Origin of the sequence: Paenibacillus sp. FSL K6-0276 (assembly GCF_037977235.1) — a bacterium.
In the GTDB taxonomy this organism is placed as follows: domain Bacteria; phylum Bacillota; class Bacilli; order Paenibacillales; family Paenibacillaceae; genus Paenibacillus_AQ.
Genome location: NZ_CP150276.1, coordinates 1,124,553 through 1,145,819 on the forward strand (window position 1 = coordinate 1,124,553; position 21,267 = coordinate 1,145,819).

The window sequence follows — 21,267 nt, forward strand, 5'->3', positions numbered from 1 at the left end:
GGACCATACCGATATAATTAAAAGTAATGGTTTTCGGCAGGTATATTTTAAAAGGTGGTAGTTGTTGTTGGACAAAACAGACGAAACGGTGTTCACTTACCGTTCTTATAGCCTGCAGGATACGGAGCTACTCGCAGGCACCATAGCCGCTGCTTCTACGGCAGGGATGGTTATCGGTTTGGATGGCGATCTGGGCGCAGGAAAAACGGCATTCTCGCAAAGGTACGCTCGTCATCTTGGAGTAAAAGGGATCGTAAATAGTCCTACTTTTACTATTATTAAAGAGTATGAGGGCCGTCTACCGCTATATCACATGGATGTATATCGGATATCGCTTCAGGAAGCGGACGAGCTTGGATTAGATGAGTATTTCTACGGGCATGGTGTTTGCTTGGTGGAATGGAGCAGCATTATTACGGATTTAATGCCGCCGCGGCATATGCACATATACATGGAAACAGTCGGGCCGGATGAAAGAATCATTACGGTGACCGGAATCGGAGAGCCTTATGGTGAGCTTTGCCGGGGGCTGATCCAGAAGTGGGGTTAAGGAATATGACGAATCAGAATACAGAGCCGCGTAAGCGGCTTTTAGCGCTGGATACATCAACTGCAGTATTAGGCGTGGCAGTTACAGAGGATGGAGAACTATTGCATGAAATTAATGCTTCCGGAGAACGGAATCATTCGGTGCATTTGCTGCCGATCATAGAGCAGGCGCTGCAAGCTACGGGAACTACTGCTGCTATGCTGGGCGGGATTTCAGTTGGTGTGGGTCCTGGATCTTATACGGGGACACGTATCGCGGTTACCGCTGCCAAAACGCTCGCATGGGCATGGAATGTCCCGGTAGTTGGTATTTCGAGTCTACATGCAGTGGCATGGGGGGGCTATCAAACGGCTCTCAAGAATAAGGCGCCAGAAGAGTTAGGACAAGCCAATGAGAATAGTGGCTACGGGCCTGACTGGATCATTCCACTAATGGATGCACGTCGGGGTCAGGTGTACACAGGATTATTCGCCGCTGATGGAGATAGTGCACCCTGCCGTCTTGAACCTGATGCCATCCGCTTGATGACAGACTGGGTGGAGTATTTAGCAGAACGTTTAGAACAGGCGTCAGTCGAGGGGCGAAAGCCCGCTGTTCTATGGTTTGTTGGGGAGACCGCTGTACATGGCAGTGAGGAATCGCTTCGCCCACTGACGGAACTTGGTACTTCTATAGCTGTTCCTTATGAACTGGAAGGCCGCTGGTCAGGATTTCTTGGAGAAGCGCGGCTGCAGGTAGAGAATGATGATATCCATAGTTTGATCCCTAACTATACTCAGATTACAGAAGCGGAGGCTAATCTGCGGTCGAGCAGAGAAGGGGGCTTAAAGAAACGATGACGGAAGCGGAATCAATGAGAGTTCAGGAGGCTGAACTTGTTTTTCGTTTGATGAAGTTGGAGGATATCCCTGACATTCTTATCATTGAGCGGGAAGCCTTCACGATGCCTTGGACGGAGGAAGCTTTTCGAAACGAGCTGACACATAATCATTTTGCAAAATACATGGTCATGGAGCTGGCAGGTCGTATTATCGGCTATGCCGGTATGTGGGCCATCGTGGATGAGGCGCATGTGACGAATATAGCCTTGCTCGAAGCCTATCGTGGACGTAAGTGGGGCGAGCGCCTTCTCGAAGAGCTTATGAAGACAGCGTCTTATGTAGGCATGAAATCCATTACGCTTGAGGTAAGGGTATCGAACGAGGTAGCACAGAATTTATATCGTAAAAAAGGCTTTCGTTCTGCCGGCACACGCAAAGGATATTATTCCGATAATCGTGAGGATGCGCTCATTATGTGGGCGGATTTACCAGAGTACGAGGAGCATGGCAATATGGAAGGAAGCGTGACTTGAAATGAAGACAGAAACGGGCGCAGCTCAGCCTGTATTAATACTTGCTATTGAGACTAGTTGTGATGAAACATCGGTAGCCGTGGTCAAAAATGGCTCTGAAGTTTTATCCAACATCATCTCAAGTCAGATAGAGACACACCGCGCCTTCGGGGGTGTGGTACCAGAAGTAGCTTCTCGTAAGCATGTGGAAGTAATTACACTGGTGATAGAGGAAGCACTCGCTACAGCAGGGGTTACACCAGATCAGTTGTCGGCGGTGGCGGTTACGCAAGGCCCAGGTTTGGTGGGGGCTTTACTTGTCGGGGTAGTAGCTGCCAAGAGTCTTGCCCTCGCATGGGGTAAGCCGTTAATTGGTACACATCATATTGCAGGACATATTTATGCTAACCGTTTAGTGGCAGAGTTGCAGTATCCATGCATGACACTAGTGGTGTCCGGCGGACATACTGAACTGGTTCATATGGAGAGGGAGGGCGAGTTCCGGATTATTGGACGTACCCGTGATGATGCGGTAGGCGAAGCTTATGATAAAGTGGCACGGGCGCTTGGATTCCCTTATCCGGGCGGACCTCATGTGGATCGTCTAGCGCGCGAGGCGACTGAAGTCGTACCATTGCCACGAGTATGGCTGGAGCCAGATTCTTATGATTTCAGCTTCAGTGGCCTGAAGTCGGCTGTGCTGAATGTTGTGAATCAGAGCAAAATGAAAGGTCTTACGCCGGATGTGGCAGGCATCGCCCGTGGGTTCCAAGAATCTGTGGTGGAGGTGCTGGTGGAGAAGGCGGTTCGTGCTGTTAAATCCACTAACTCCAAGCAATTGTTGTTGTGCGGTGGTGTTGCAGCAAATGCTGGACTGCGCTCGGCATTGATCTCGCGCTGTGAAGCAGAGGGTATTGAGCTAATTATTCCACCTCCGGTATATTGCACAGATAATGCAGCTATGATTGGAGCTGCTGCATATGTGAAGTGGCAGCATGACGGCGGTACGCCGCTGGATATGGTTGCAGACCCTGGATTCTCACTAGAACAATGGTCTGTATCCGCCTATTGACATCTTTTTGATCGAGCGAGTATAATCAATTCAATTATACAAGGAAACGCGATGAGCGGAAGTAGTAAGGATACTCCGGGATAAGAGAGCTGCGGGTTGGTGCGACGCAGTCGAAGGGGACCTGAACTCGTCTGGGAGCGGAGCGGTGGAAGCAATATCCGGCAAGCATCAAGTCGGAACTTCTGTACATCGCCTACGGGTAACCTCCGTGATAGGGTGGTCGAGTACTTAGCATATTCGACCGTAGAGTGGATGTTCAAGTGGAACGGCAATAATTAGCCAGTACAGGGCATCAACAAGAGTGGTACCGCGAAGGTTAACAGCCTGTCGTCTCTTGAATGAGATGGCAGGCTTTTTTGTATGGATTTAGAGTGGTGAGTAACTTATATGTAACACGCAAGGAACGGGAGTAGTAGAGAACGATGGTGAACAGAGAGCTGCGGGGTGGTGCGACGCAGTCACCGGATTTCTTGAATCTCGCCCGGGAGCGGAGCGGCGGAATGAAGAGTACGCTGCCTACGGCTGTCCCCGTTATAGGACCTTTCCGGATATACTGGCATAACCAGGATGGCCCGGGAAGAAGAGCTGGGCGCAGCTTAACGGCTTGAATATTTATAGCCTATGCGTCAAAAAGAGTGGTACCGCGGAGGGGTAACCCGCCGTCTCTTTATTAGAGACGGCGGGTTTTTGCGTTCTTGTAGAAGCAGATCGGGTTACGAGCTGATGACTACATAGGACACCAAGAGTGAACATTCTGCACATTCCAAATGATGCAGAGGATTCATTCGTATCAGCTGCCGGCAGCAGTGGGTGGGATATTGGCAGGACCACAAGTCGACGTGTGGCTCTGCACTGAACCAGAAGATGGGTGTGAGAAATCTAATTAGAGGAAAACAGGAGGAATTCAGATGATTATTCCAGTAAAGAATCGTATACAAATTTTCGATACGACACTGCGTGACGGTGAACAGGCTCCGGGTGCAAGTCTGACCCCAGAGCAAAAAATACTGCTGGCCTATAAGCTCGCAGATCTGGGTGTTGATGTGATGGAACCTGGATTTCCAATATCGAGCCCTGGTGATTTTGCAGCAGTACAGACGATTTCGCGTAAGGTACGAAATGTGGAAATATGCGGTTTTGCACGGGCGGTTAAAGGGGATATCGACGCGGCAGTCCGGGCAACCCAAGATGCTGACCGCCGGCGGATTCACCTGTTCATCTCCTCTTCTGATATTCATTTGCAGCATCAATTGCGTATGAGCAGAGCTGAAGTCGTAGCCAAAGCCCGTGAGATGACTGCTTATGCGCGTCAATTTAGTGATGTAGTTGAATTCACAGCTATGGATGCTGCGCGGACAGGAATAGATGATCTGATTGAAATGGTTGAAGCTGTTATTGAGGAAGGAGCCTCTATTATCAATCTGCCGGATACTGTCGGATACGCATTGCCACATGAATATGGGGAGATGTTCCGGCGAGTACGGCAGGGAGCAAGACGCGGCGACACGGTAAGCTATAGTGCCCACTGTCATAACGATTTGGGGCTGGCTGTAGCCAACAGCCTGGCAGCGATTGCTGGAGGAGCGACTCAAATAGAAGTGACTGTTAATGGGGTGGGTGAACGTACAGGGAACTGCGCACTAGAGGAGCTTGTGATGGCACTCGAAACCCGCGGCGATGCGATTGGGGCAGAAACAGGCATTGTGCTGGATAAACTGTATGATACTTCGCGGCTGATTAGCGGAGCGATGCATTTTCCAATCGCCTATAACAAGCCAGTCGTCGGAAGAAATGCCTTCCAACATGAGTCTGGAATTCATCAGGATGGTTTGCTGAAGGATCGCAGCACTTATGAGATTATGGACCCAGAACGGCTGGGTATCCCGCGCAGCATGATCATTCTGGGCAAGCATTCTGGCAGACATGCGCTGAAGGACCGGGCGGCGAAGTATGGGATTACCTTAGAGCCTAAAGAGCTGGATGCACTGTATGAATCATTCAAAGAGACAGCTGACCGTCAAAAGGTTGTCAGTGATGACCAACTACTGCAAATGGTGAGCAGTACAACTGGACAGCAGGCTCAGGTCTATGAACTGGGTGAGGTTCAGGTATTGGCAGGTAGTGCCCAGCGCCGGGTAGCCGCGGTTACAGTTCGCCATTTGAAGTCTGGACAGGAAACCTCTCATACCAGTACTGGGGATGGTCCGCTTGAGGCCATTATCGCCGCTATTGGGCAAGGGATTTCAGAGGACATCGACTTTGCGGGGCTTGAGCTACATTCACTCGGAAGTGGAGAGAACGCCCAAGCAGAGGCGGCAGTGATGGTAGAGTGGGAAGGCCTTAAATTTAGAGGTACAGCTACTCATCAAGATATTATCATGGCGGCAGGGATTGCCTATATTGCAGCCTGTAACGCTGCGCTGCTTTCTACACAGATCGTTTGATATGTGACGTACCTGCTGTCTGATTTAGAGATAGCGGGTTCTTTTTTAGCGTATAATGAAGGGTTCTTGGAGCGATTACGTCTTTTGTCAAGTTGTGGACAACGTTATCCACATATTCTGTCTGAGTTGTGTAAAAAGTGCGTAAAATCAGCAATGTCGGCACTTTTTAAAATGGCCTTATAACCATTTTTTTTAGCAATGAAACCTTGTGGGAATTGTGGATAATGTGGATAATTCGGTGGATAATAATTCCTGGGAATTGAAAATACCGATTTAACGCATAAAAAAAGCCCCTAAGGGGCTTTTTTAGTAGGAAGTTATACACGAAACCTGTGTATAGAGTTGTGGATAACTAATTATGAACAAATCGGGAACTGTGAAAAAATATTTATGAAGTGGATTTACATTATTCGTCAGCAAGGATTTCCCATTCGTTAAATAAATCGGTAAGTTGAGTTTTTTTGTTCTTCAGGTCCTCTTCATGACCTTGAAGTGCTAAATAATCCTGATAAACTTCAGGTTTAGTCATTTCATTCTCTATAAAAGCGATCGATTCTTCTAGTGAGGCAATACCCTCCTCAAGCTCAGCGATACGCCGCTTCCGGTTACGCTCTTCACGCTTGGCTTGCTTGTCCGCTTCGAAGGAGGAAACAGCGTTTTTTTCAGGAACAACAGCATCCTTGTTAACGTTCTTTGAGGCTAATTCGGCGGCATCTTTCGCGATCTCTTCTAATTCTCGTTTTTTCTCGATATAGTCATCGTAGTTGCCGAGGTATTGGTCGATCCCCTCGGGATGAAGCTCAAGAACGCGTTCAGCCATTTTGTTGAGGAAATAACGGTCATGCGAAATGAAGAGCAAAGTGCCTTCGAAATCGATTAAAGCTGATTCCAGAACCTCACGACTGATCAAATCCAAATGGTTGGTTGGCTCATCGAGAATGAGCATATTTGCGCCGCGCAACATGAGCTTCGATAGCGCAACTCGCGCTTTTTCGCCGCCGCTCAGAGCAGAGATCTTCTTAAGAACATCTTCACCGCTGAAGAGAAAGTTGCCTAGGATCGTACGAATTCTGGCTTCCTCAATCATTGGATATTCACTCCACAGTTCTTCCATTACTGTATTCTTTGGATTGAGGCGGGTCTGTTCCTGATCATAATAAGCGACCTTTACTTTAGTGCCCCAATTCACGGTTCCAGCGGAAGGCTCACGAGTTCCGGTCATACACTGCAGCAGTGTGGATTTTCCGATACCATTGGGACCGATGAGCGCAGCGGTTTCTCCCCGTCGCAGTTCAAAAGAAGCGTCCTTAAATAAAGGTGGCCCATCATTAAAGGCAACTGCTACATTACGAACTTGTAGTACCTCTTTACCAGACATGAAGTCTGGCTCGAAGGAGAAGCTAGCTTTCTTCAAATCTCCCATCGGCCGATCAATGCGGTCCATTTTCTCAAGCGCTTTGCGTCTGCTCTGCGCACGTTTCGTGGTAGATGCTCGCACAATATTTTTCTGTACGAAATCTTCCATTCTTGAGATTTCATCCTGTTGTTTCTCATACTGCTTCATCCGTGCTTCATATTCGGCAGCCTTCAAATCTACATACCGGCTGTAATTGCCTGTATAACGCCGAGATTGATGACGCTCGATCTCTACAATAGTAGTCACAAGCCGGTCCAGGAAATAACGGTCATGAGATACAACCAAAATTCCACCGGCATAACTGCGAAGATAATCCTCGAGCCAAGTCAATGTTTCGATATCCAGATGGTTAGTCGGCTCATCCAGCATAAGAAGATCCGGAGCCTGAAGCAAAATACGGGCTAATGCCAGTCTCGTCTTTTGACCTCCACTAAGTGTGGAAATTGGTGTATCCGGTGGGAACTCGCCGAAGCCCATGCCGTGCAGGACACTGCGGATTCGTGTATTCATTTCATAACCGCCATGATCCTTGAACCAATCTGATCGGCGGGCATAGCGTTCGAGAAGTTCTTCGTATCGTTTTGGGTCTTCTGCCAGCTTAGGATCAGCAATGCTTACTTCCATCTCTCTTAGCTCAGCTTCGGCTTCGATTAACGGTGCGAAAACTGCCATCATTTCTTCGTGAATGGTTTTGTCGGATTGCAGTCCGCTATTTTGGGCTAAGTACCCGATTGTAGTTTCTTTTGATTTATGAATTTGACCGCTGTCATAGGACATTTCACCGGCCAGAATTTGTAGGAAAGTTGATTTTCCGGCACCATTAACACCCACGAGTCCAACACGTTCCTTTTCATTCACCTGCAGGCTTATGCCGTCTAGTACGTTCTGTATACCATATGATTTTGTAATTCCTGTCGCTTGAAGAAGCATAACGATGAAACCTCCACCCTTGCATATTTCGCCTTGGCATTTATACCTCAGCCGTATGAACAACTTATTCTATAGTTTACATGAAAAGCGTTTCCCAAGCGAGAGTTCGATATATCGGAAGTAGGGAATAGTAACATAGTCGGGAAACACAGTCCTCTCCACCTTGGCGAACCGGGGAGAAGAGTGGTAAACTGGATTTACAAACAAGGATAAGCTTGGGATAAATATATGGGGGTGGCCGACGATGTCAAGTAAGGAGTCGGTGATCTCCAAAGTAAAGCAAGAACTAAGAACAGAGAAGACCATCGCCCGAAACGAGCTCTCCTCGGACCAGAGAAGGGAACTGTCTTTTCTGGTCTGCAAGCATGCGTCAGAGTGGCTGGAGACGAAGGATATAGCCTCACTGATGGCTTATATGTCATTCCGCTCTGAACTCGATACCAACGCGCTTATTACACAGGCGTGGAAGGACCAGCGTAGGGTATTGCTGCCGCGTGTCATTCCAGCAAGTGGTGAAATGAGTGTCCATAGGGTGAACGCGTGGAGCGAGCTTGAGCCGGGGGCGTATGGTATCCATGAACCTATTGTATCCGGCAAAGATTCACAAGATATTGAAGTTATTACACTACCAGATGTTGTGTTTGTTCCGGGGCTAGCTTTTGATCTTCAGGGTGGTAGGCTTGGTTACGGCCGAGGATACTATGATCGACTGCGTGCGTCTTGGGTGAAGGAAGAGTATGCGGCTGGGAAGCCCTCTGTTTGGATCGGGTTAGCCTATGGCATGCAGCTGGTTCCGAAGGTGCCCATGGATGAGCATGATGCCTTTATGGACATGCTGATTACTGAAAATGGCATAGTACACTGCCAAAAAGGAGAGTGAGCCGTGGAATTGACCCATTTTAACGAGCAGGGAAGGGCTCGTATGGTGGATGTGAGCGAAAAGGAGATTACAAAGCGGACAGCTGTCGCGCGGAGTAAGATCAAGATGGCTGCTGAGACACTTTGCGCCATCAAGGGAGGCAAGATCAGTAAGGGAGACGTACTTGCCGTTGCTCAGATTGCTGGGATAATGGCAGCCAAGAAGACGTCTGACTGGATTCCGATGTGCCATCCGCTCCCACTTACCGGTATTGATATCAGCTTCTCCGATAACAGCGAAGATGAACTTTATATAGAAGCAACAGTCCATACTACAGGAAAGACCGGAGTTGAAATGGAGGCATTGACCGCTGTTTCTGCCTCAGCACTTACGGTGTACGACATGTGTAAGGCTATTCAGAAGGACATGATTATCGGACCAACGTTCTTAGTCTCTAAAAGCGGGGGCAAGAATGGAGATTACGCGCTTGAACAATGATCAGAGCTAACGTTCGATGCGCTGAAGCAAATGGGCTGCACTGTACAGCCAATTATACATAGAGAGGGAGGACAAACCTATGGCGTGGAAAACAGCAATCCTAACGGCCAGCGATAAAGGGGCCAGGGGCGAACGGGAAGACACGAGCGCCCAGGTTATTCGGGAGCTGGTGGAAGAGGAGCTTGGGGGCGAGATCATTGAATACCGGATCGTTCCCGATGAACAAGATGAGATTATCGCAGCTTTGATAGAACTGACGGATTATTTTCAGGCCGATTTAGTGTTGACTACGGGAGGTACGGATCTAGCGATACGTGATGTGACTCCGGAGGCTACTCGGCGTGTTATTGAACGGGAAGTACCTGGACTTTCAGAAGCGATGCGAAGTACGGTGATGCAAAAGAACCGTGCGGTGATGCTTTTCCGCGGGATATGTGGTATTCGTGGACGCACGTTGATTGTCAACTTACCGGGCACACCGAAGGGTGTTCATGAGAATTTGGCAGCCATTATGGATCAATTACCGGAAGCATTACTCATGGTAACTGGCCAATACCGCCAATAACATTGTCATATTCTTGTCACGTCACAATGATAAACTATTTATAGAAGATAGTGGATGTAACTGTGACATAAGTTATGGTATTATTAGATTATCGTAAACGATACCATGATCGGATAGACGGACAAGGAGGAATAATAATGTTTAGTGGAATTGGTACTCCTGGTATTATCTTGTTGGTTATACTGGCACTGCTCCTCTTTGGCCCGAACAAACTGCCAGAGTTAGGCCGCGCAGTTGGACGAACCTTCCGTGAATTTAAGGAAGGCGCACGTGAAATCATCGGTGATGGTGATCCGGTGAAGAAGAGCGAAGCTCCTGTGCCGACGGCCCCGCAGACGGTCGCTGCAGATATTCCTCAGGACAAACGCCTGCCGGAATAATAAAAGGTTTAACAATGGGGCAATCTCTCGAGTCTAATAGACTTAGGAGACGCCCCTTTTTCAATTTGCTTGTTGCTTTCTGCAGAAACGGGCACAGCTTGACACAAAGTCGGTGTAACGTTTCTACTCTTGTCATGGGATGGTGTCAGGATGTCTCTCGAATCGGAAGAAATGTCGGTGGTGGATCATCTCACCGAGCTACGTAAACGGATTATTTATGTGCTGATTGTATTTATTTTGGGATTGGTAGGCGGTTTGTTCTGTGCCAAACCAATCTACGATTATTTAATTAGTACAGATCTAGCACAGGGCTTTGTTCTGCATGCGTTCTCATTCTGGGACGGTATCGGAATGTATATGAAGATCGCTATGGCGGTTTCACTAGTCATTTCGGTTCCTTTTATTGCTTACCAGTTGTGGGCGTTTATTAGTCCGGGCTTACGGTCGGAAGAGCGTAGTGCGACACTTCGTTATGTTCCCTATGTTTTTGTTCTTTTCCTAATGGGTCTTTCTTTTGCTTATTATATTGTATTTCCAATGGCGCTTTCGTTCACGATCTCTATTACCCGGAGTATGGGGTTGGAAGAGACCTACGGAATTGCACAGTATTTCAACTTCATGTTCAGTCTGGTGATACCCCTGGCGTTGTTGTTTGAGCTCCCGCTGCTGGTGATGTTTCTGACCAAACTGAGAGTTCTTAACCCAATACGCTTGCGTAAAATGCGCCGATACGCCTATTTCACGCTTGTCTTTATCGCTGTAGTCATCACTCCCCCGGATTTCATCTCAGACTTTCTGGTGACGATTCCACTGCTCGTGTTATATGAGTTCAGCGTATTCTTGTCCGCCTTCGTCTATCGTAAGCAGCTTGCTGCGGATGCGGCGCGAGAGGCTCAGTACACCAAGAGTGAGGAATGATGATAAGAGGGCTGTCTCTAAGTAGATTTTTTCTACCAAGGAGACAGCTCTTTTTGTTTTAAAGCCCAGTAAAAATTAGCACATATTTAGTCTTTTTTGAAAAGTCCGGGCATAGGTGGTACAGTTGAAACTACTGGAAATCATACGCATATTTTCACACCCTGTGGATAGAATGTTATAGAGTGTGCGCCTAGGACAACCAGTGAAACGTTATTTTTTGCGAAAACAAATGCGAATTTGTGTAAAAGGACTTGAAATCCGGGCTCAAGTTGAGTATCATAAAAATTGTTGTTAGCACTACAGACTGTCGAGTGCTAACGCTTATGAAAAATATGAGATGGACCCAGAAATTCGTAGTGTCCAATTGATATTTTTCATAAACACCAGGGAAATTGAAGTTTGACCGGTAAGTTCTAAACTATGTTTTGAAGCAAAATAACATAATTTTAAAGGAGGCTATTTTTTCATGATCAAACCTTTAGGTGAACGCGTATTGGTGCTACCGAGCGAGCAGGAGGAAACCACTTCATTCGGGATTGTGCTTCCAGACTCCTCGAAAGAAAAGCCACAAGAGGGAACTATTATTGCAGTAGGTAGCGGAGCTTTGAAAGATGGAGTACGTGTAGCGCTTGAAGTTAAAGAAGGCGACCGTGTTCTTTTCTCAAAATATGCAGGAACAGAAATCAAATACGAAGGTAAAGAATATTTGATTATGAAAGAAAGCGACATTCACGCGATTCTTGACTAAGCGAGAGTCGATCATAAGCTAAATCTAAACTACTTAAAGTAACTTGATATACAAAAACTTTTAGGAGGTAATTACACAATGGCTAAAGAAATTAAATTTAGTGAAGAAGCACGCCGCTCTATGTTGCGCGGTGTAGATGCTTTGGCAAATGCGGTAAAAGTTACACTTGGTCCAAAAGGTCGCAACGTGGTGCTTGAGAAGAAATTTGGTAGCCCGCTAATCACTAACGATGGTGTAACTATCGCTAAAGAAATCGAACTTGAAGATGCATTCGAGAACATGGGTGCTCAACTGGTTAAAGAAGTTGCTACTAAGACTAACGATGTAGCCGGTGACGGTACTACAACTGCAACGGTTCTTGCTCAAGCTATGATCCGTGAAGGTCTGAAGAACGTAACTGCAGGCGCTAACCCAATGGTTATTCGCAAAGGGATCGACAAAGCGGTTCGTGCAGCGGTTGAAGAATTGAAAAAAATCGCTAAGCCAATCGAAGATTCCCAAGCTATCGCTCAAGTAGCTGCTATCTCTGCTGCTGACGAAGAAGTAGGCCAACTGATTGCTGAAGCTATGGAAAAAGTAGGTAAAGACGGTGTTATCACTGTTGAAGAATCCCGTGGATTCGCTACTGAACTTGAAGTAGTAGAAGGTATGCAGTTCGACCGCGGTTACATTTCCCCGTACATGATTACAGATACGGACAAAATGGAAGCTGTTCTGGAGAACCCATACATCTTGATCACTGATAAAAAAATCAGCAGCACTCAAGAAATCCTTCCTTTGCTTGAAAAAATCGTTCAACAAGCTAGACCGCTTGTAATTATCGCTGAAGATATCGAAGGCGAAGCACAAGCTATGTTGATTGTGAACAAATTGCGTGGAACATTCAACGCTGTTGCTGTTAAAGCTCCTGGCTTTGGCGACCGCCGCGAAGCTATGCTGCAAGATATCGCTGCCCTGACAGGTGGCCAAGTGATCACTGAGAAGCTCGGTCTTGATCTGAAGAGCACTTCCATTGAACAATTGGGTAACGCACGTCAAGTACGCGTAACTAAAGAAAACACAACGATCGTAGACGGAAGTGGCGACAAAGCGGACATCAATGCTCGCGTAAGCCAAATTCGTGCTCAACTGGAAGAAACAACTTCCGAGTTCGACAAAGAAAAATTGCAAGAGCGTTTGGCTAAATTGGCTGGCGGCGTAGCCGTTGTCAAAGTTGGCGCTGCAACTGAAACTGAATTGAAAGAGCGCAAACTTCGCATCGAAGACGCCCTGAACGCAACTCGCGCTGCGGTTGAAGAAGGTATCGTTTCCGGTGGTGGTACAGCTCTTGTGAACGTATATAATGCTGTTGCTGCTGTAGATGTAACTGGCGACGAGAAAACAGGCGTTAACATCGTGCTTCGCGCGTTGGAAGAGCCAGTTCGTACCATTGCAGCTAACGCTGGTCAAGAAGGTTCCGTTATCGTGGATCGCTTGAAAAAAGAAGCTATCGGCATCGGCTACAACGCTGCTACTGGCGAGTGGGTGAACATGTTTGAAGCGGGTATCGTTGACCCTGCGAAGGTAACACGTTCTGCTCTTCAAAACGCTGCATCTGTAGCTGCAATGTTCTTGACTACTGAAGCGGTTATCGCTGACAAGCCAGAACCAGAAAAGGGCGGAATGCCTGATATGGGCGGCATGGGTGGAATGGGCGGCATGATGTAGGCTTTCGAGCCTTCATCTTTGAAGTAGTTTAGGCTATTTCAGCCCAGTTTGACTTCAGTTTGTGAAGCGGTCACTGTTAGAAATAATAAATAAAGCAAAGAACACTTCTTAATAAATTTATTAAGGAGTGTTCTTTTGTTGTTAAAATTGTATTTAAGGATTTTTTAGATGACCGTAGATTTAAGAATACGACTAAGGTGATTAAGAGTAGTCCTGCTAAAAGGGTTAAGTTACTCAAAGGACAGATGGGCTCTGACTTATCATCTGCAAGCTTGTAAAACGGTTTGATTTAATATTAAGATAGAGAATAGAGAATGGATTAATTTAAGGAAGTTAAATAAATGAACTTGAACTTTCACTCCAGTGAATATATTATAAATTTAAGAAGCCAATTCAGACCTTTATTTTTTAATTAATTATTTAACTTTATTTATTAATTATATTAATAATATAACGAGGAGGACATATGAAATCATTTCTGCCCAATGATATTAAAGATGAGAACAGGAAAATAGTCTTTGATATTTTGCTTCAACATCCTGAACTGGCGAAAGTCGAGATCACAGAAAAAACGGCAATGAGCTTTGTTACTGTAAGCAAGATCGTTACCTTTTTTGAACAGATCGGTTTATTGACTGTCACTGGTGAAAGTCGAGAAGGATCTGGCGGCTTGGGAAGAAAACGTACGGTTTACAGATTTAATGAAAACAGCTATACGACAATCGGAATACAAATTATTGGCAACACGATTACAGCATTACTCATTAATCTACACAGCAAGATTATAGAAACGTATTCGATTGAAACAGACATTCCGTTTTATAGCCAGCAGTTCACTTCGATATTTATAGAGATTGTGGAACATTTGAAGAATAAAGCGAAGGAAACGAATAGTGTTGTCTTGGGGATTGGTATTGGCGTTGATGGCGCGATCAATACAAGAAAAAAAACGATTCGGATGAGAACTCATCAAAATAAAGAAAACGACTTTAAGTATGAAACGATTATTGAAAATCTCAAGAGTGAAGTGAACTTGCCCATTCTTCTGGAGAATGATGTGAACGCAGCGACTGTGGCGGAATTTCGGAATCTTGAAAACTCAGATCAAGCACCGACGAGTCTCGTTCATATTGCTGTAGGTGATGGGGTCGGAGGCGGCTTGATCATTAACAAAGAGCTACACCGCGGCGTTAATGCAAGTGCGGGCGAGCTGGAGTATATGTGCTTTGATTCAGAATATAAGCGGACTCCATCTTCAGTCGGTTGGCTGGAAAGCAGATTAGCCATTAAGTACTTGTTAAGCACATATGATTTGAATTCAGCTAATGATGTAGAAGCTTGCATTGATTATGTTTCGAAGAATTTGGCATTAACGATTACCAATATGATCAGCATCTTGGATATCGACCAGGTCATCATTAGTGGTAAAACGGTAGCACTATTCCCGGAACGTATATTGGACCGCACCAAAAGCTATGTCGAGCAATATACGGAGTGGACTCCTCAAATTTCGGTGAGTAAGTTACATCAATCAACAGCAATCGGATCAGCTATACTTATTCTTCAGCAAGAGATGATTAATGTCATTTCGGAATAAACAACAAGGAAGTGAACAACATGATCAAAATCTTTGATTGTGAAGAGGAAGTAGCAAACGAAATTGCCAGAGAGATGAAAGATCATTTAATTAACGATCAGCACCCCGTGTTCTGCCTGGCTTCAGGGAGTACTCCACAAAAAAGCTATCAGAAATTTGCCAACGATGCGGACATCCACTCGAAGATCAAGAGGCTTAACATCGTTAGCTTGGATGAGTGGATTGGCATTGACAAAAGCTCTGAAGGCAGCTGCTATCAGATGTTGAATCAAGATCTTTTCTCGCAGATTTCACTGGATAGCAGCCAGATTGAGTTTTTTGATGGAACATCGCCGGATATAGAGCAGGAATGCATACGAATTGATCGCTTTATCGAGCAACATCCGATTACCTTCAGCTTGATGGGCGTAGGCATGAATGGACACATCGGATTAAATGAACCTGGCAGCCCAGTATTAAATTACAGCAGTGTTGTGGAGCTGTCGGAAACAACAAAGTCTGTCGCTCAAAAATATTTTTATGAGCAGACTGAATTAAAGCTAGGTATTACATTAGGTTTGGAACAGATTGCAAGTAGTAAAAGAGTTGTTGTCGTCATAACTGGAGAGCGCAAAGCTGATATCGTGAAGGAGATTCTCACAAATCCTGACGCACAACTGCCTGCCCAGCGATTGCTCCGTTATGATCATATAGATTTCTATTTGGATGCTGCAGCAGCTAAATATATTGATCAGTCATCATAGTTGAGGAGCGTAAATATGGGTAGCTTCGTTATTGGAGTAGATATTGGAGGTACAAATATTAGGGTTGGATTAGTGAACGAGCAACTTGAACTTGTTCGCAAGGAGTCGGCATTAACAAGAGATTTCCAAGATGCTGACGAAATTTTCAAAACCGTCAAGGAAATGATCGCTAAAGTCGATCATGAACAGCTAGCAAGCAAGATAGGCATTGTATTGCCGATTCCTTGGAATGATCAAACAGAAATCATTCGAGATGTAACCAATATCCCTTGCCTGGAGAATGTTAGTATCGAAACAATCAGAGCTTTCTTTCCGAATTATGAAGTGCTTTTTGAGAATGATGTAAACGTGATCACCGTGCTTGAATCGGATCATGGAGCCTCCAAGCCGTATAACCAATCCATTTATATAACGGTTAGTTCCGGAATTGGATGCGGTATCATACTTGATAAAAAAATTATTCAAGGGGCTCATGGATATGCGGGTGAGATCGGAAGCATGATTATTTCCGACAGCAAAAAAAACCATTCAACGTTGTATAACGGCACTTTGGAATCCCTATGCAGCGGCATTGCTCTTGAGGCGGAAAGTAAGTTTTTATATGGTAGAGATGCCACCTCGAGTTTGTTGTTTGAACGATATCATTTGGGAGATCGGCAAGCAATTGAAGTGATCGAAAGGTGGGTTGAGTACTTCTCCAACGCAATTGCTTCTTTAATGCAAACAATTGATCCTAATATTTTTGTTGTCGGAGGAGCGGTCATTTATTACAACCAGTGGCTGATTGATAGAGTTATTGAAAGCGCTAAAAAGAAAGTTCTCCCACACTTAAAAGAGCACATTAAAATCGTGTTGACTGAATTCGGACCTGATGCCGGAATTATTGGTGCCGGCTATAACGTTTATAAAAAGGCAAAAGGAGCTTGAAGACAATGAAAAGGTTGAAAGTTGCGTTAATCGGAGCAGGAAGTGTTTCCTTTGGACTAGGAGCACTTCAAGATATCGTGTTGTCAGAACGTTTGAAAAATCAAGTAGAACTCGAAATCGCGCTTATGGACATCGTAGAAGAAAATGTGAATAGAACGTACAAGTACGCAACCGAAATGTTCACGGAATATTCTCATCCTGCGAAGATTTGGCAAACGACTAATTTGGAAGATGCATTAAGAGATGCTGACTTCTCCATCGTTGCGATTGAGGTAGAGAGATATCACTACTGGTCACAAGACTTCCACATTCCACGGCGTTACGGCAGTAAGCAGCTATATGGTGAGAACGGCGGTCCAGGATCAATGTTCCACACATTGAGAAATCTAGGTCCGATGTTGGAAATTGCTAAGACAATGGAGAAAGTGTGTCCAAATGCTTGGCTGATCAACTACACAAATCCGGAAGCAAAATTGGTGGAGGCGATCTCCAAATTAACTTCAATCAAAGTGGTAGGCTTGTGCCATGGTTTAGACATCGGCATTCATCAGCTAGCTGAATTTCTGGAGATGGATAGTAAAGATATCGCTGTTGAAGGCGGTGGATTGAACCACTTTGGCTTCTTCACAAAGATCTGGAACAAGAATACGGGAGAGGATTTATACCCTTTATTCCATGAGAAAGAAAAGCTAGCTAACCGTTTGGCACAATTCGATCATGTTGGATTATCCAGAACGTTGTACCGTACATATGGCTACTTCCCTTACCCGGGAACTAACCATTGCGGCGAGTATATTTCTTGGGCAGAAGATTTCTATGCTGGACTACCCTTGCAGTTCCGTTACGATCCAATAAGTGAGCAGCTGTGGAAGAAAGACTCCAGAACACCTGAATTTGTATACTGTGCCAGCGGCAGTACTTTAGATAAAGGCTTGTTCGAGAAAACGATGAACCAAGAGCTCTGGATAGAGCAAGCTTATACGTTCGATGAAGAAAAGGTTCAAATCAGTAATGAATATGCAGTGCCAATTATCGAAGCGATCTTCTTCGACGATGAAATCGAGTTGAATGCTGTTAATATGCAAAACAATGGCGCTATTAAAGGACTTCCAGAGGATATGGTCGTTGAAACACAAGCGGTCGTTAACAAAAATGGTATCGCATTTAAGCCAATGACGGTTGAACTGCCAACTGCCATTATCGGAACGATCCATATTCAAGGTACAATCCATAAGCTGTTACTTGAGGCGTTTGTTGAAGAGTCGAGAACAAAATTGCTGCAAGCGATTCTGCTTGATCCGCAAGCTCCAACATATTATCAAGCTTGTGCGATGATCGATGAAATGTGTGAACTGCAAAAAGCAGTGCTGCCAAAACTTGAGTGGAAATAATAGCAAGGGTTTCTTCTTGGAAATACGTTATTTGACCATATAGTGTAAAAAATGAAGGCCTCTCGTAGTAATACGAGAGGCCTTTCATTCTGTAAAGCATTAGTTAGTTCGATTGAAATGATTCTTGATTAGAAGGAACGGACCTCATTCTAATTCTTGATCTAAAATAGGTTGTACTAAACGACGTACTTCATCTGTTGAAGTGGTATCCATTAATTGGTTTCTAAGTTCGCCTGCACCTCTAAATCCACGAACATAGATTTTCAAAAAGCGAAGAAGTGGTTTAAATGGACGTGGCTCTTCTTTAGAATATTTATCGTGAAGATCCAACTGTAAAAGAAGTAAATTGAGAAAATCCCTCGCACTATGTTCTTTAGGTTCTTTTTCAAAGGCAAATGGATTGGTGAAAATGCCGCGTCCAATCATGACACCATCAATGCCGTATTGTTCTGCTAATTTTAATCCTGTTGCGCGGTCAGGAATATCTCCATTAATGGTTAACAACGTATTTGGAGCAATTTCATCGCGTAATTTTTTTATTTCAGGGATTAGTTCCCAATGTGCATCTACTTTACTCATCTCTTTTTTTGTACGAAGGTGAATGGAAAGATTCGCAATATCTTGTTTCAATATATGTCCTAACCAATCGCGCCACTCGTCAATATCAGAGTAACCCAATCTTGTTTTAACACTAACCGGCAATCCACCTGCTTTTGCTGCTTGAATAATTTCTGCTGCAACTTCAGGATGTTGTATTAAGCCAGCACCTTTTCCATTGGCTGCGACGTTTTGTACTGGGCATCCCATGTTTAAATCGATACCACGAAAACCAAGTTTTTTCATATCAATACTCATCTGTTCAAAAAATGCAGGTTTATTGCCCCAAATATGAGCGACAATCGGTTGCTCATCTTCTGTGAACGTTAATCGACCACGTACACTGTCTTTTCCTACAGGGTGACAATAACTTTCTGTATTTGTGAATTCTGTGAAAAATACGTCGGGTTTTGCAGCTTCACTAATGACGTGACGAAATACAACATCTGTGACATCTTCCATTGGTGCTAATATAAAAAACGGCTTCGGTAAATCAAGCCAAAAATTATGTTCGTTACTCATTATATCTCCTTCTCTTGCAACATATAAAAAATATTTTAGCTATAGCAAAGTCCTTTCCCCATCATAAATAGTATCATTTCTTTTCCTTTAATGCACAGAATTAATTGTGTGAGCGACAGACACATTTTTGGTGTCTGTCACCTATCACACATCAAACTTGATGTTGTTGAATTTGTATGAAGTGAATGTTTATTCTGCCCCATTTTCGTTATAATGATAAGGTATGTCTGTTTTGAAGAGGTACACAAGCATTGTGGGAATATTCCTTTTTGATTCAGATTGGTTGTTGAATGAGAACTGCAAGAATATCCGCCAACTTTTCGTCAATGGGAATTCGATGACCTTGAACATAAGTCTTTTCAATATCCGTTACAATGAGTATTTGCCGTTTAGTTTTACTAAGCAGTCCGAAGTTAAGCCTAACACATCGGAAATGCGCAGCTCGTCGTCACTATTATGGAAGCCGTGCTCAAGATAGAAGAAACGGTGCTGAAAACAGCTTATCCTTATCTGATCCGTTCGCTGTCCAACCCTCTTTATATACATATGCCATTACGAAGACATTCGGCTGCTTATTTGTTTCGCCATTATAAATGTCATCTCTCCGGTGAAATTCAAAATGAAGAAAATGCCTACCTTTGATTGAAGGAATAATACTCTTGAAACTTCCTATGGAAGTCTAAGAACTTGGGAGTTTTAGAAATAATTATTTACTCTTATTCAAAGTTCGACTAATCATTTCCCGTTTAATCTACGTCTGCGCGTGATACAAAGAGCAGTAGCAACAACTCCTAAAGTTAATAAAGAAATGATGATTTTACGATTATTCATTCTACCCATTATGGACGTCATCCATTGCATACATTCTCACCGCCTCTTGCTGAATTGGGATCATAACAGAGGAACAATCTCTATTCTGTGTAGAGATCTAATCCTTGATTCAGACAAAGTATTACAGCAATGAGTTTAGGTCGCGCCAATTAACAAATCATTCATAGTCATTCATAAAAAATTTATATCATTTCAACAGTAGTTATAAACCTATGCCGGTCTGATTAGATATTTCCTTTCGCACCTTATTGGCCATAGTCAAGAAGGTTTATTTTTATGATAAAAAAGATGAAGCAAAAGCCGATTTGCCCAATCAGTGAAATGGGAAATCGGCTGGAAAAGCCTTTATATTGGGCCTCTTCGTTTTCCAATTGTTGAATGCGGCCTTCCACTTGCTGAACGATTTGGTCCGTTTGCTACGCTACATTTGTAAAAAGCGTTTTAGCTTCTTGATTTTGAGTTGATAATGCAAATTGTTCAAGGCTCGCTTGTGCGCTTTTCAAAGAAGCGAGGCAAGTCTTAACTTGGGACACAACTGTCACCGATATCACTTCCTTTCAAGGAGTCAGCTATAGCTTTATGCGTAAAATGATCAAATGGAGTTCCTTTTTTTGTGGCGAAAAAAAAGATTTCATTGTACAGGAAGCATTTTGTAAACTTCTTTAATACTTGGCACTCGTATTGCGCAGATTGAAACAAGTCCAAATAACTGTTCTCGTGTCGTATATAATTACCATCATCATACCAATTCATGAATAGGTTATTCCATTTCTTTCGTTCACAAAGATACGGCTCCATGACAATGACTTTTCCGTCTGGTTTCAAGATCCTTTCGAATTCAAGCAGATACCCCTTGATTTGCTTGTCATCGATATGATGAAGAACGGCTACAATAAAAATATAGTCGATTGAATCATTTTGGGCTGGAATCAAATTTTCTTTAAAAATCATAAAATTATGATTCGGAAATAGCCGCTTTGCAAGTCCAACCCTTTTACCATCAGGTTCTATGTCAAGATAAAGACCAGGGTTGAAAATACTGTAATTTGCACCAGTACCGGATCCAAAATCAAGAACAGTTTTGTTCTCTAAATGGAAATGGTTTTTTATATGTTCATGGATATATTTATTTGTGAACCACTTTGGACGAACAAACCAATGATACATTTGTGGAGATAAAGGCATATATTTACCACCTTTCATTTATGTAACGAAAAGTAATATAACTCAGTTACCCG

Annotated in this window: 19 protein-coding genes, 2 pseudogenes and 2 other annotated features; of the genes and pseudogenes, 16 read left to right on the forward strand and 5 right to left on the reverse strand. The window is 44.2% G+C overall.

The genetic code is table 11. From position 1 onward, the window contains the following. The first annotated feature begins 112 nt into the window (after positions 1-112). The 5 genes from tsaE to MHH52_RS05025 all read left to right on the forward strand — a co-directional run bounded on the left by tsaE (position 113) and on the right by MHH52_RS05025 (position 5,399). Positions 113-550: a tRNA (adenosine(37)-N6)-threonylcarbamoyltransferase complex ATPase subunit type 1 TsaE gene (gene tsaE / locus MHH52_RS05005; RefSeq protein ID WP_340009496.1), complete on the forward strand. Its 438-nt coding sequence runs from the start codon at positions 113-115 to the stop codon at positions 548-550. A 5-nt stretch (positions 551-555) separates the two neighbouring features. Further along, entirely contained in the window at positions 556-1,389 is an 834-nt protein-coding gene (gene tsaB / locus MHH52_RS05010) for a tRNA (adenosine(37)-N6)-threonylcarbamoyltransferase complex dimerization subunit type 1 TsaB (RefSeq protein ID WP_313638406.1), read from the forward strand. After that, the gene (gene rimI, locus MHH52_RS05015) at positions 1,386-1,904 is read left to right on the forward strand and encodes a ribosomal protein S18-alanine N-acetyltransferase (protein WP_313638405.1); all 519 of its coding nucleotides are present in this window, start codon (positions 1,386-1,388) and stop codon (positions 1,902-1,904) included. The genes tsaB and rimI overlap by 4 nt, the downstream gene beginning before the upstream one ends. Position 1,905: 1 nt before the next feature. Next, complete coding sequence (gene tsaD, locus MHH52_RS05020) at positions 1,906-2,955, forward strand: tRNA (adenosine(37)-N6)-threonylcarbamoyltransferase complex transferase subunit TsaD (RefSeq protein WP_313638404.1); 1,050 nt, start codon at positions 1,906-1,908, stop codon at positions 2,953-2,955. 42 nt (positions 2,956-2,997) lie between these two features. Further along, positions 2,998-3,293: a binding site (T-box leader), on the forward strand. 52 nt (positions 3,294-3,345) lie between these two features. Further along, positions 3,346-3,625 (forward strand) — a binding site (T-box leader). Positions 3,626-3,863: 238 nt separating this feature from the next. Next, complete coding sequence (locus MHH52_RS05025) at positions 3,864-5,399, forward strand: 2-isopropylmalate synthase (RefSeq protein WP_340007024.1); 1,536 nt, start codon at positions 3,864-3,866, stop codon at positions 5,397-5,399. 406 nt (positions 5,400-5,805) lie between these two features. Here the strand turns inward: MHH52_RS05025 and MHH52_RS05030 are convergent, their stop codons facing one another. Then, positions 5,806-7,746, reverse strand: coding sequence for an ABC-F family ATP-binding cassette domain-containing protein (locus MHH52_RS05030; RefSeq protein ID WP_340007026.1), 1,941 nt, complete (start codon positions 7,744-7,746; stop codon positions 5,806-5,808). 244 nt (positions 7,747-7,990) lie between these two features. Between MHH52_RS05030 and MHH52_RS05035 the strand changes: the two genes are divergently transcribed. From MHH52_RS05035 to MHH52_RS05085, 11 genes are all read left to right on the forward strand, one after another. Continuing rightward, complete coding sequence (locus MHH52_RS05035; RefSeq protein WP_340007028.1) at positions 7,991-8,626, forward strand: 5-formyltetrahydrofolate cyclo-ligase; 636 nt, start codon at positions 7,991-7,993, stop codon at positions 8,624-8,626. A gap of 3 nt (positions 8,627-8,629) precedes the next feature. Further along, positions 8,630-9,103, forward strand: coding sequence for a cyclic pyranopterin monophosphate synthase MoaC (moaC, locus tag MHH52_RS05040; RefSeq protein WP_340007029.1), 474 nt, complete (start codon positions 8,630-8,632; stop codon positions 9,101-9,103). Positions 9,104-9,182: 79 nt separating this feature from the next. Further along, positions 9,183-9,668: a MogA/MoaB family molybdenum cofactor biosynthesis protein gene (locus MHH52_RS05045; protein ID WP_038586695.1), complete on the forward strand. Its 486-nt coding sequence runs from the start codon at positions 9,183-9,185 to the stop codon at positions 9,666-9,668. Between the two features lie 137 nt (positions 9,669-9,805). Next, positions 9,806-10,048, forward strand: a complete 243-nt coding sequence (locus MHH52_RS05050; protein ID WP_042185275.1) for a twin-arginine translocase TatA/TatE family subunit — start codon at positions 9,806-9,808, stop codon at positions 10,046-10,048. 150 nt (positions 10,049-10,198) lie between these two features. Then, positions 10,199-10,966 carry a twin-arginine translocase subunit TatC gene (gene tatC / locus MHH52_RS05055; RefSeq protein ID WP_340007031.1) on the forward strand — a complete coding sequence of 256 codons (768 nt, stop codon included), beginning with the start codon at positions 10,199-10,201 and terminating at the stop codon, positions 10,964-10,966. Between the two features lie 466 nt (positions 10,967-11,432). After that, entirely contained in the window at positions 11,433-11,714 is a 282-nt protein-coding gene (groES, locus tag MHH52_RS05060) for a co-chaperone GroES (protein WP_036676506.1), read from the forward strand. A gap of 78 nt (positions 11,715-11,792) precedes the next feature. Further along, entirely contained in the window at positions 11,793-13,421 is a 1,629-nt protein-coding gene (gene groL / locus MHH52_RS05065) for a chaperonin GroEL (RefSeq protein ID WP_313638398.1), read from the forward strand. Positions 13,422-13,887: 466 nt separating this feature from the next. Next, a complete protein-coding gene (locus tag MHH52_RS05070) occupies positions 13,888-15,018 on the forward strand; it encodes an ROK family protein (protein ID WP_340007034.1) in 1,131 nt (376 codons plus the stop codon). A gap of 20 nt (positions 15,019-15,038) precedes the next feature. Further along, complete coding sequence (locus tag MHH52_RS05075; RefSeq protein WP_340007036.1) at positions 15,039-15,761, forward strand: 6-phosphogluconolactonase; 723 nt, start codon at positions 15,039-15,041, stop codon at positions 15,759-15,761. A 15-nt stretch (positions 15,762-15,776) separates the two neighbouring features. After that, positions 15,777-16,688, forward strand: coding sequence for an ROK family protein (locus MHH52_RS05080; protein ID WP_340007038.1), 912 nt, complete (start codon positions 15,777-15,779; stop codon positions 16,686-16,688). Between the two features lie 5 nt (positions 16,689-16,693). After that, positions 16,694-18,079, forward strand: coding sequence for an alpha-galactosidase (locus MHH52_RS05085; protein WP_340007040.1), 1,386 nt, complete (start codon positions 16,694-16,696; stop codon positions 18,077-18,079). A 144-nt stretch (positions 18,080-18,223) separates the two neighbouring features. Here the strand turns inward: MHH52_RS05085 and MHH52_RS05090 are convergent, their stop codons facing one another. The 4 genes and pseudogenes from MHH52_RS05090 to MHH52_RS05105 form a co-directional block, all read right to left on the reverse strand. Continuing rightward, positions 18,224-19,198 (reverse strand): tRNA-dihydrouridine synthase, encoded by a 975-nt coding sequence (locus MHH52_RS05090; protein WP_340007042.1) that lies wholly within the window; start codon positions 19,196-19,198, stop codon positions 18,224-18,226. A 286-nt stretch (positions 19,199-19,484) separates the two neighbouring features. Further along, positions 19,485-19,639 (reverse strand): annotated as a pseudogene (locus MHH52_RS05095) (transposase); the annotation flags it as partial. A gap of 728 nt (positions 19,640-20,367) precedes the next feature. Continuing rightward, positions 20,368-20,571, reverse strand: a pseudogene (locus MHH52_RS05100) (DUF1657 domain-containing protein); the annotation flags it as partial. Then, positions 20,549-21,232, reverse strand: coding sequence for a class I SAM-dependent methyltransferase (locus tag MHH52_RS05105; RefSeq protein WP_340007043.1), 684 nt, complete (start codon positions 21,230-21,232; stop codon positions 20,549-20,551). The pseudogene MHH52_RS05100 and the gene MHH52_RS05105, both read right to left, overlap by 23 nt. Between the last annotated feature and the right edge of the window lie 35 nt (positions 21,233-21,267).

What these genes read in the sequence shown, in the direction of transcription:
- tsaB (WP_313638406.1), top strand. Translation starts at nt 556, where the DNA reads ATGACGAATCAGAATACAGAGCCGCGTAAGCGGCTTTTAGCGCTGGAT.
- rimI (WP_313638405.1), top strand. Translation starts at nt 1,386, where the DNA reads ATGACGGAAGCGGAATCAATGAGAGTTCAGGAGGCTGAACTTGTTTTT.
- tsaD (WP_313638404.1), top strand. Translation starts at nt 1,906, where the DNA reads ATGAAGACAGAAACGGGCGCAGCTCAGCCTGTATTAATACTTGCTATT.
- MHH52_RS05025 (WP_340007024.1), top strand. Translation starts at nt 3,864, where the DNA reads ATGATTATTCCAGTAAAGAATCGTATACAAATTTTCGATACGACACTG.
- MHH52_RS05030 (WP_340007026.1), bottom strand. Translation starts at nt 7,746, where the DNA reads ATGCTTCTTCAAGCGACAGGAATTACAAAATCATATGGTATACAGAAC.
- MHH52_RS05035 (WP_340007028.1), top strand. Translation starts at nt 7,991, where the DNA reads ATGTCAAGTAAGGAGTCGGTGATCTCCAAAGTAAAGCAAGAACTAAGA.
- MHH52_RS05045 (WP_038586695.1), top strand. Translation starts at nt 9,183, where the DNA reads ATGGCGTGGAAAACAGCAATCCTAACGGCCAGCGATAAAGGGGCCAGG.
- MHH52_RS05050 (WP_042185275.1), top strand. Translation starts at nt 9,806, where the DNA reads ATGTTTAGTGGAATTGGTACTCCTGGTATTATCTTGTTGGTTATACTG.
- tatC (WP_340007031.1), top strand. Translation starts at nt 10,199, where the DNA reads ATGTCTCTCGAATCGGAAGAAATGTCGGTGGTGGATCATCTCACCGAG.
- groES (WP_036676506.1), top strand. Translation starts at nt 11,433, where the DNA reads ATGATCAAACCTTTAGGTGAACGCGTATTGGTGCTACCGAGCGAGCAG.
- groL (WP_313638398.1), top strand. Translation starts at nt 11,793, where the DNA reads ATGGCTAAAGAAATTAAATTTAGTGAAGAAGCACGCCGCTCTATGTTG.
- MHH52_RS05070 (WP_340007034.1), top strand. Translation starts at nt 13,888, where the DNA reads ATGAAATCATTTCTGCCCAATGATATTAAAGATGAGAACAGGAAAATA.
- MHH52_RS05075 (WP_340007036.1), top strand. Translation starts at nt 15,039, where the DNA reads ATGATCAAAATCTTTGATTGTGAAGAGGAAGTAGCAAACGAAATTGCC.
- MHH52_RS05080 (WP_340007038.1), top strand. Translation starts at nt 15,777, where the DNA reads ATGGGTAGCTTCGTTATTGGAGTAGATATTGGAGGTACAAATATTAGG.
- MHH52_RS05085 (WP_340007040.1), top strand. Translation starts at nt 16,694, where the DNA reads ATGAAAAGGTTGAAAGTTGCGTTAATCGGAGCAGGAAGTGTTTCCTTT.
- MHH52_RS05090 (WP_340007042.1), bottom strand. Translation starts at nt 19,198, where the DNA reads ATGAGTAACGAACATAATTTTTGGCTTGATTTACCGAAGCCGTTTTTT.
- MHH52_RS05105 (WP_340007043.1), bottom strand. Translation starts at nt 21,232, where the DNA reads ATGAAAGGTGGTAAATATATGCCTTTATCTCCACAAATGTATCATTGG.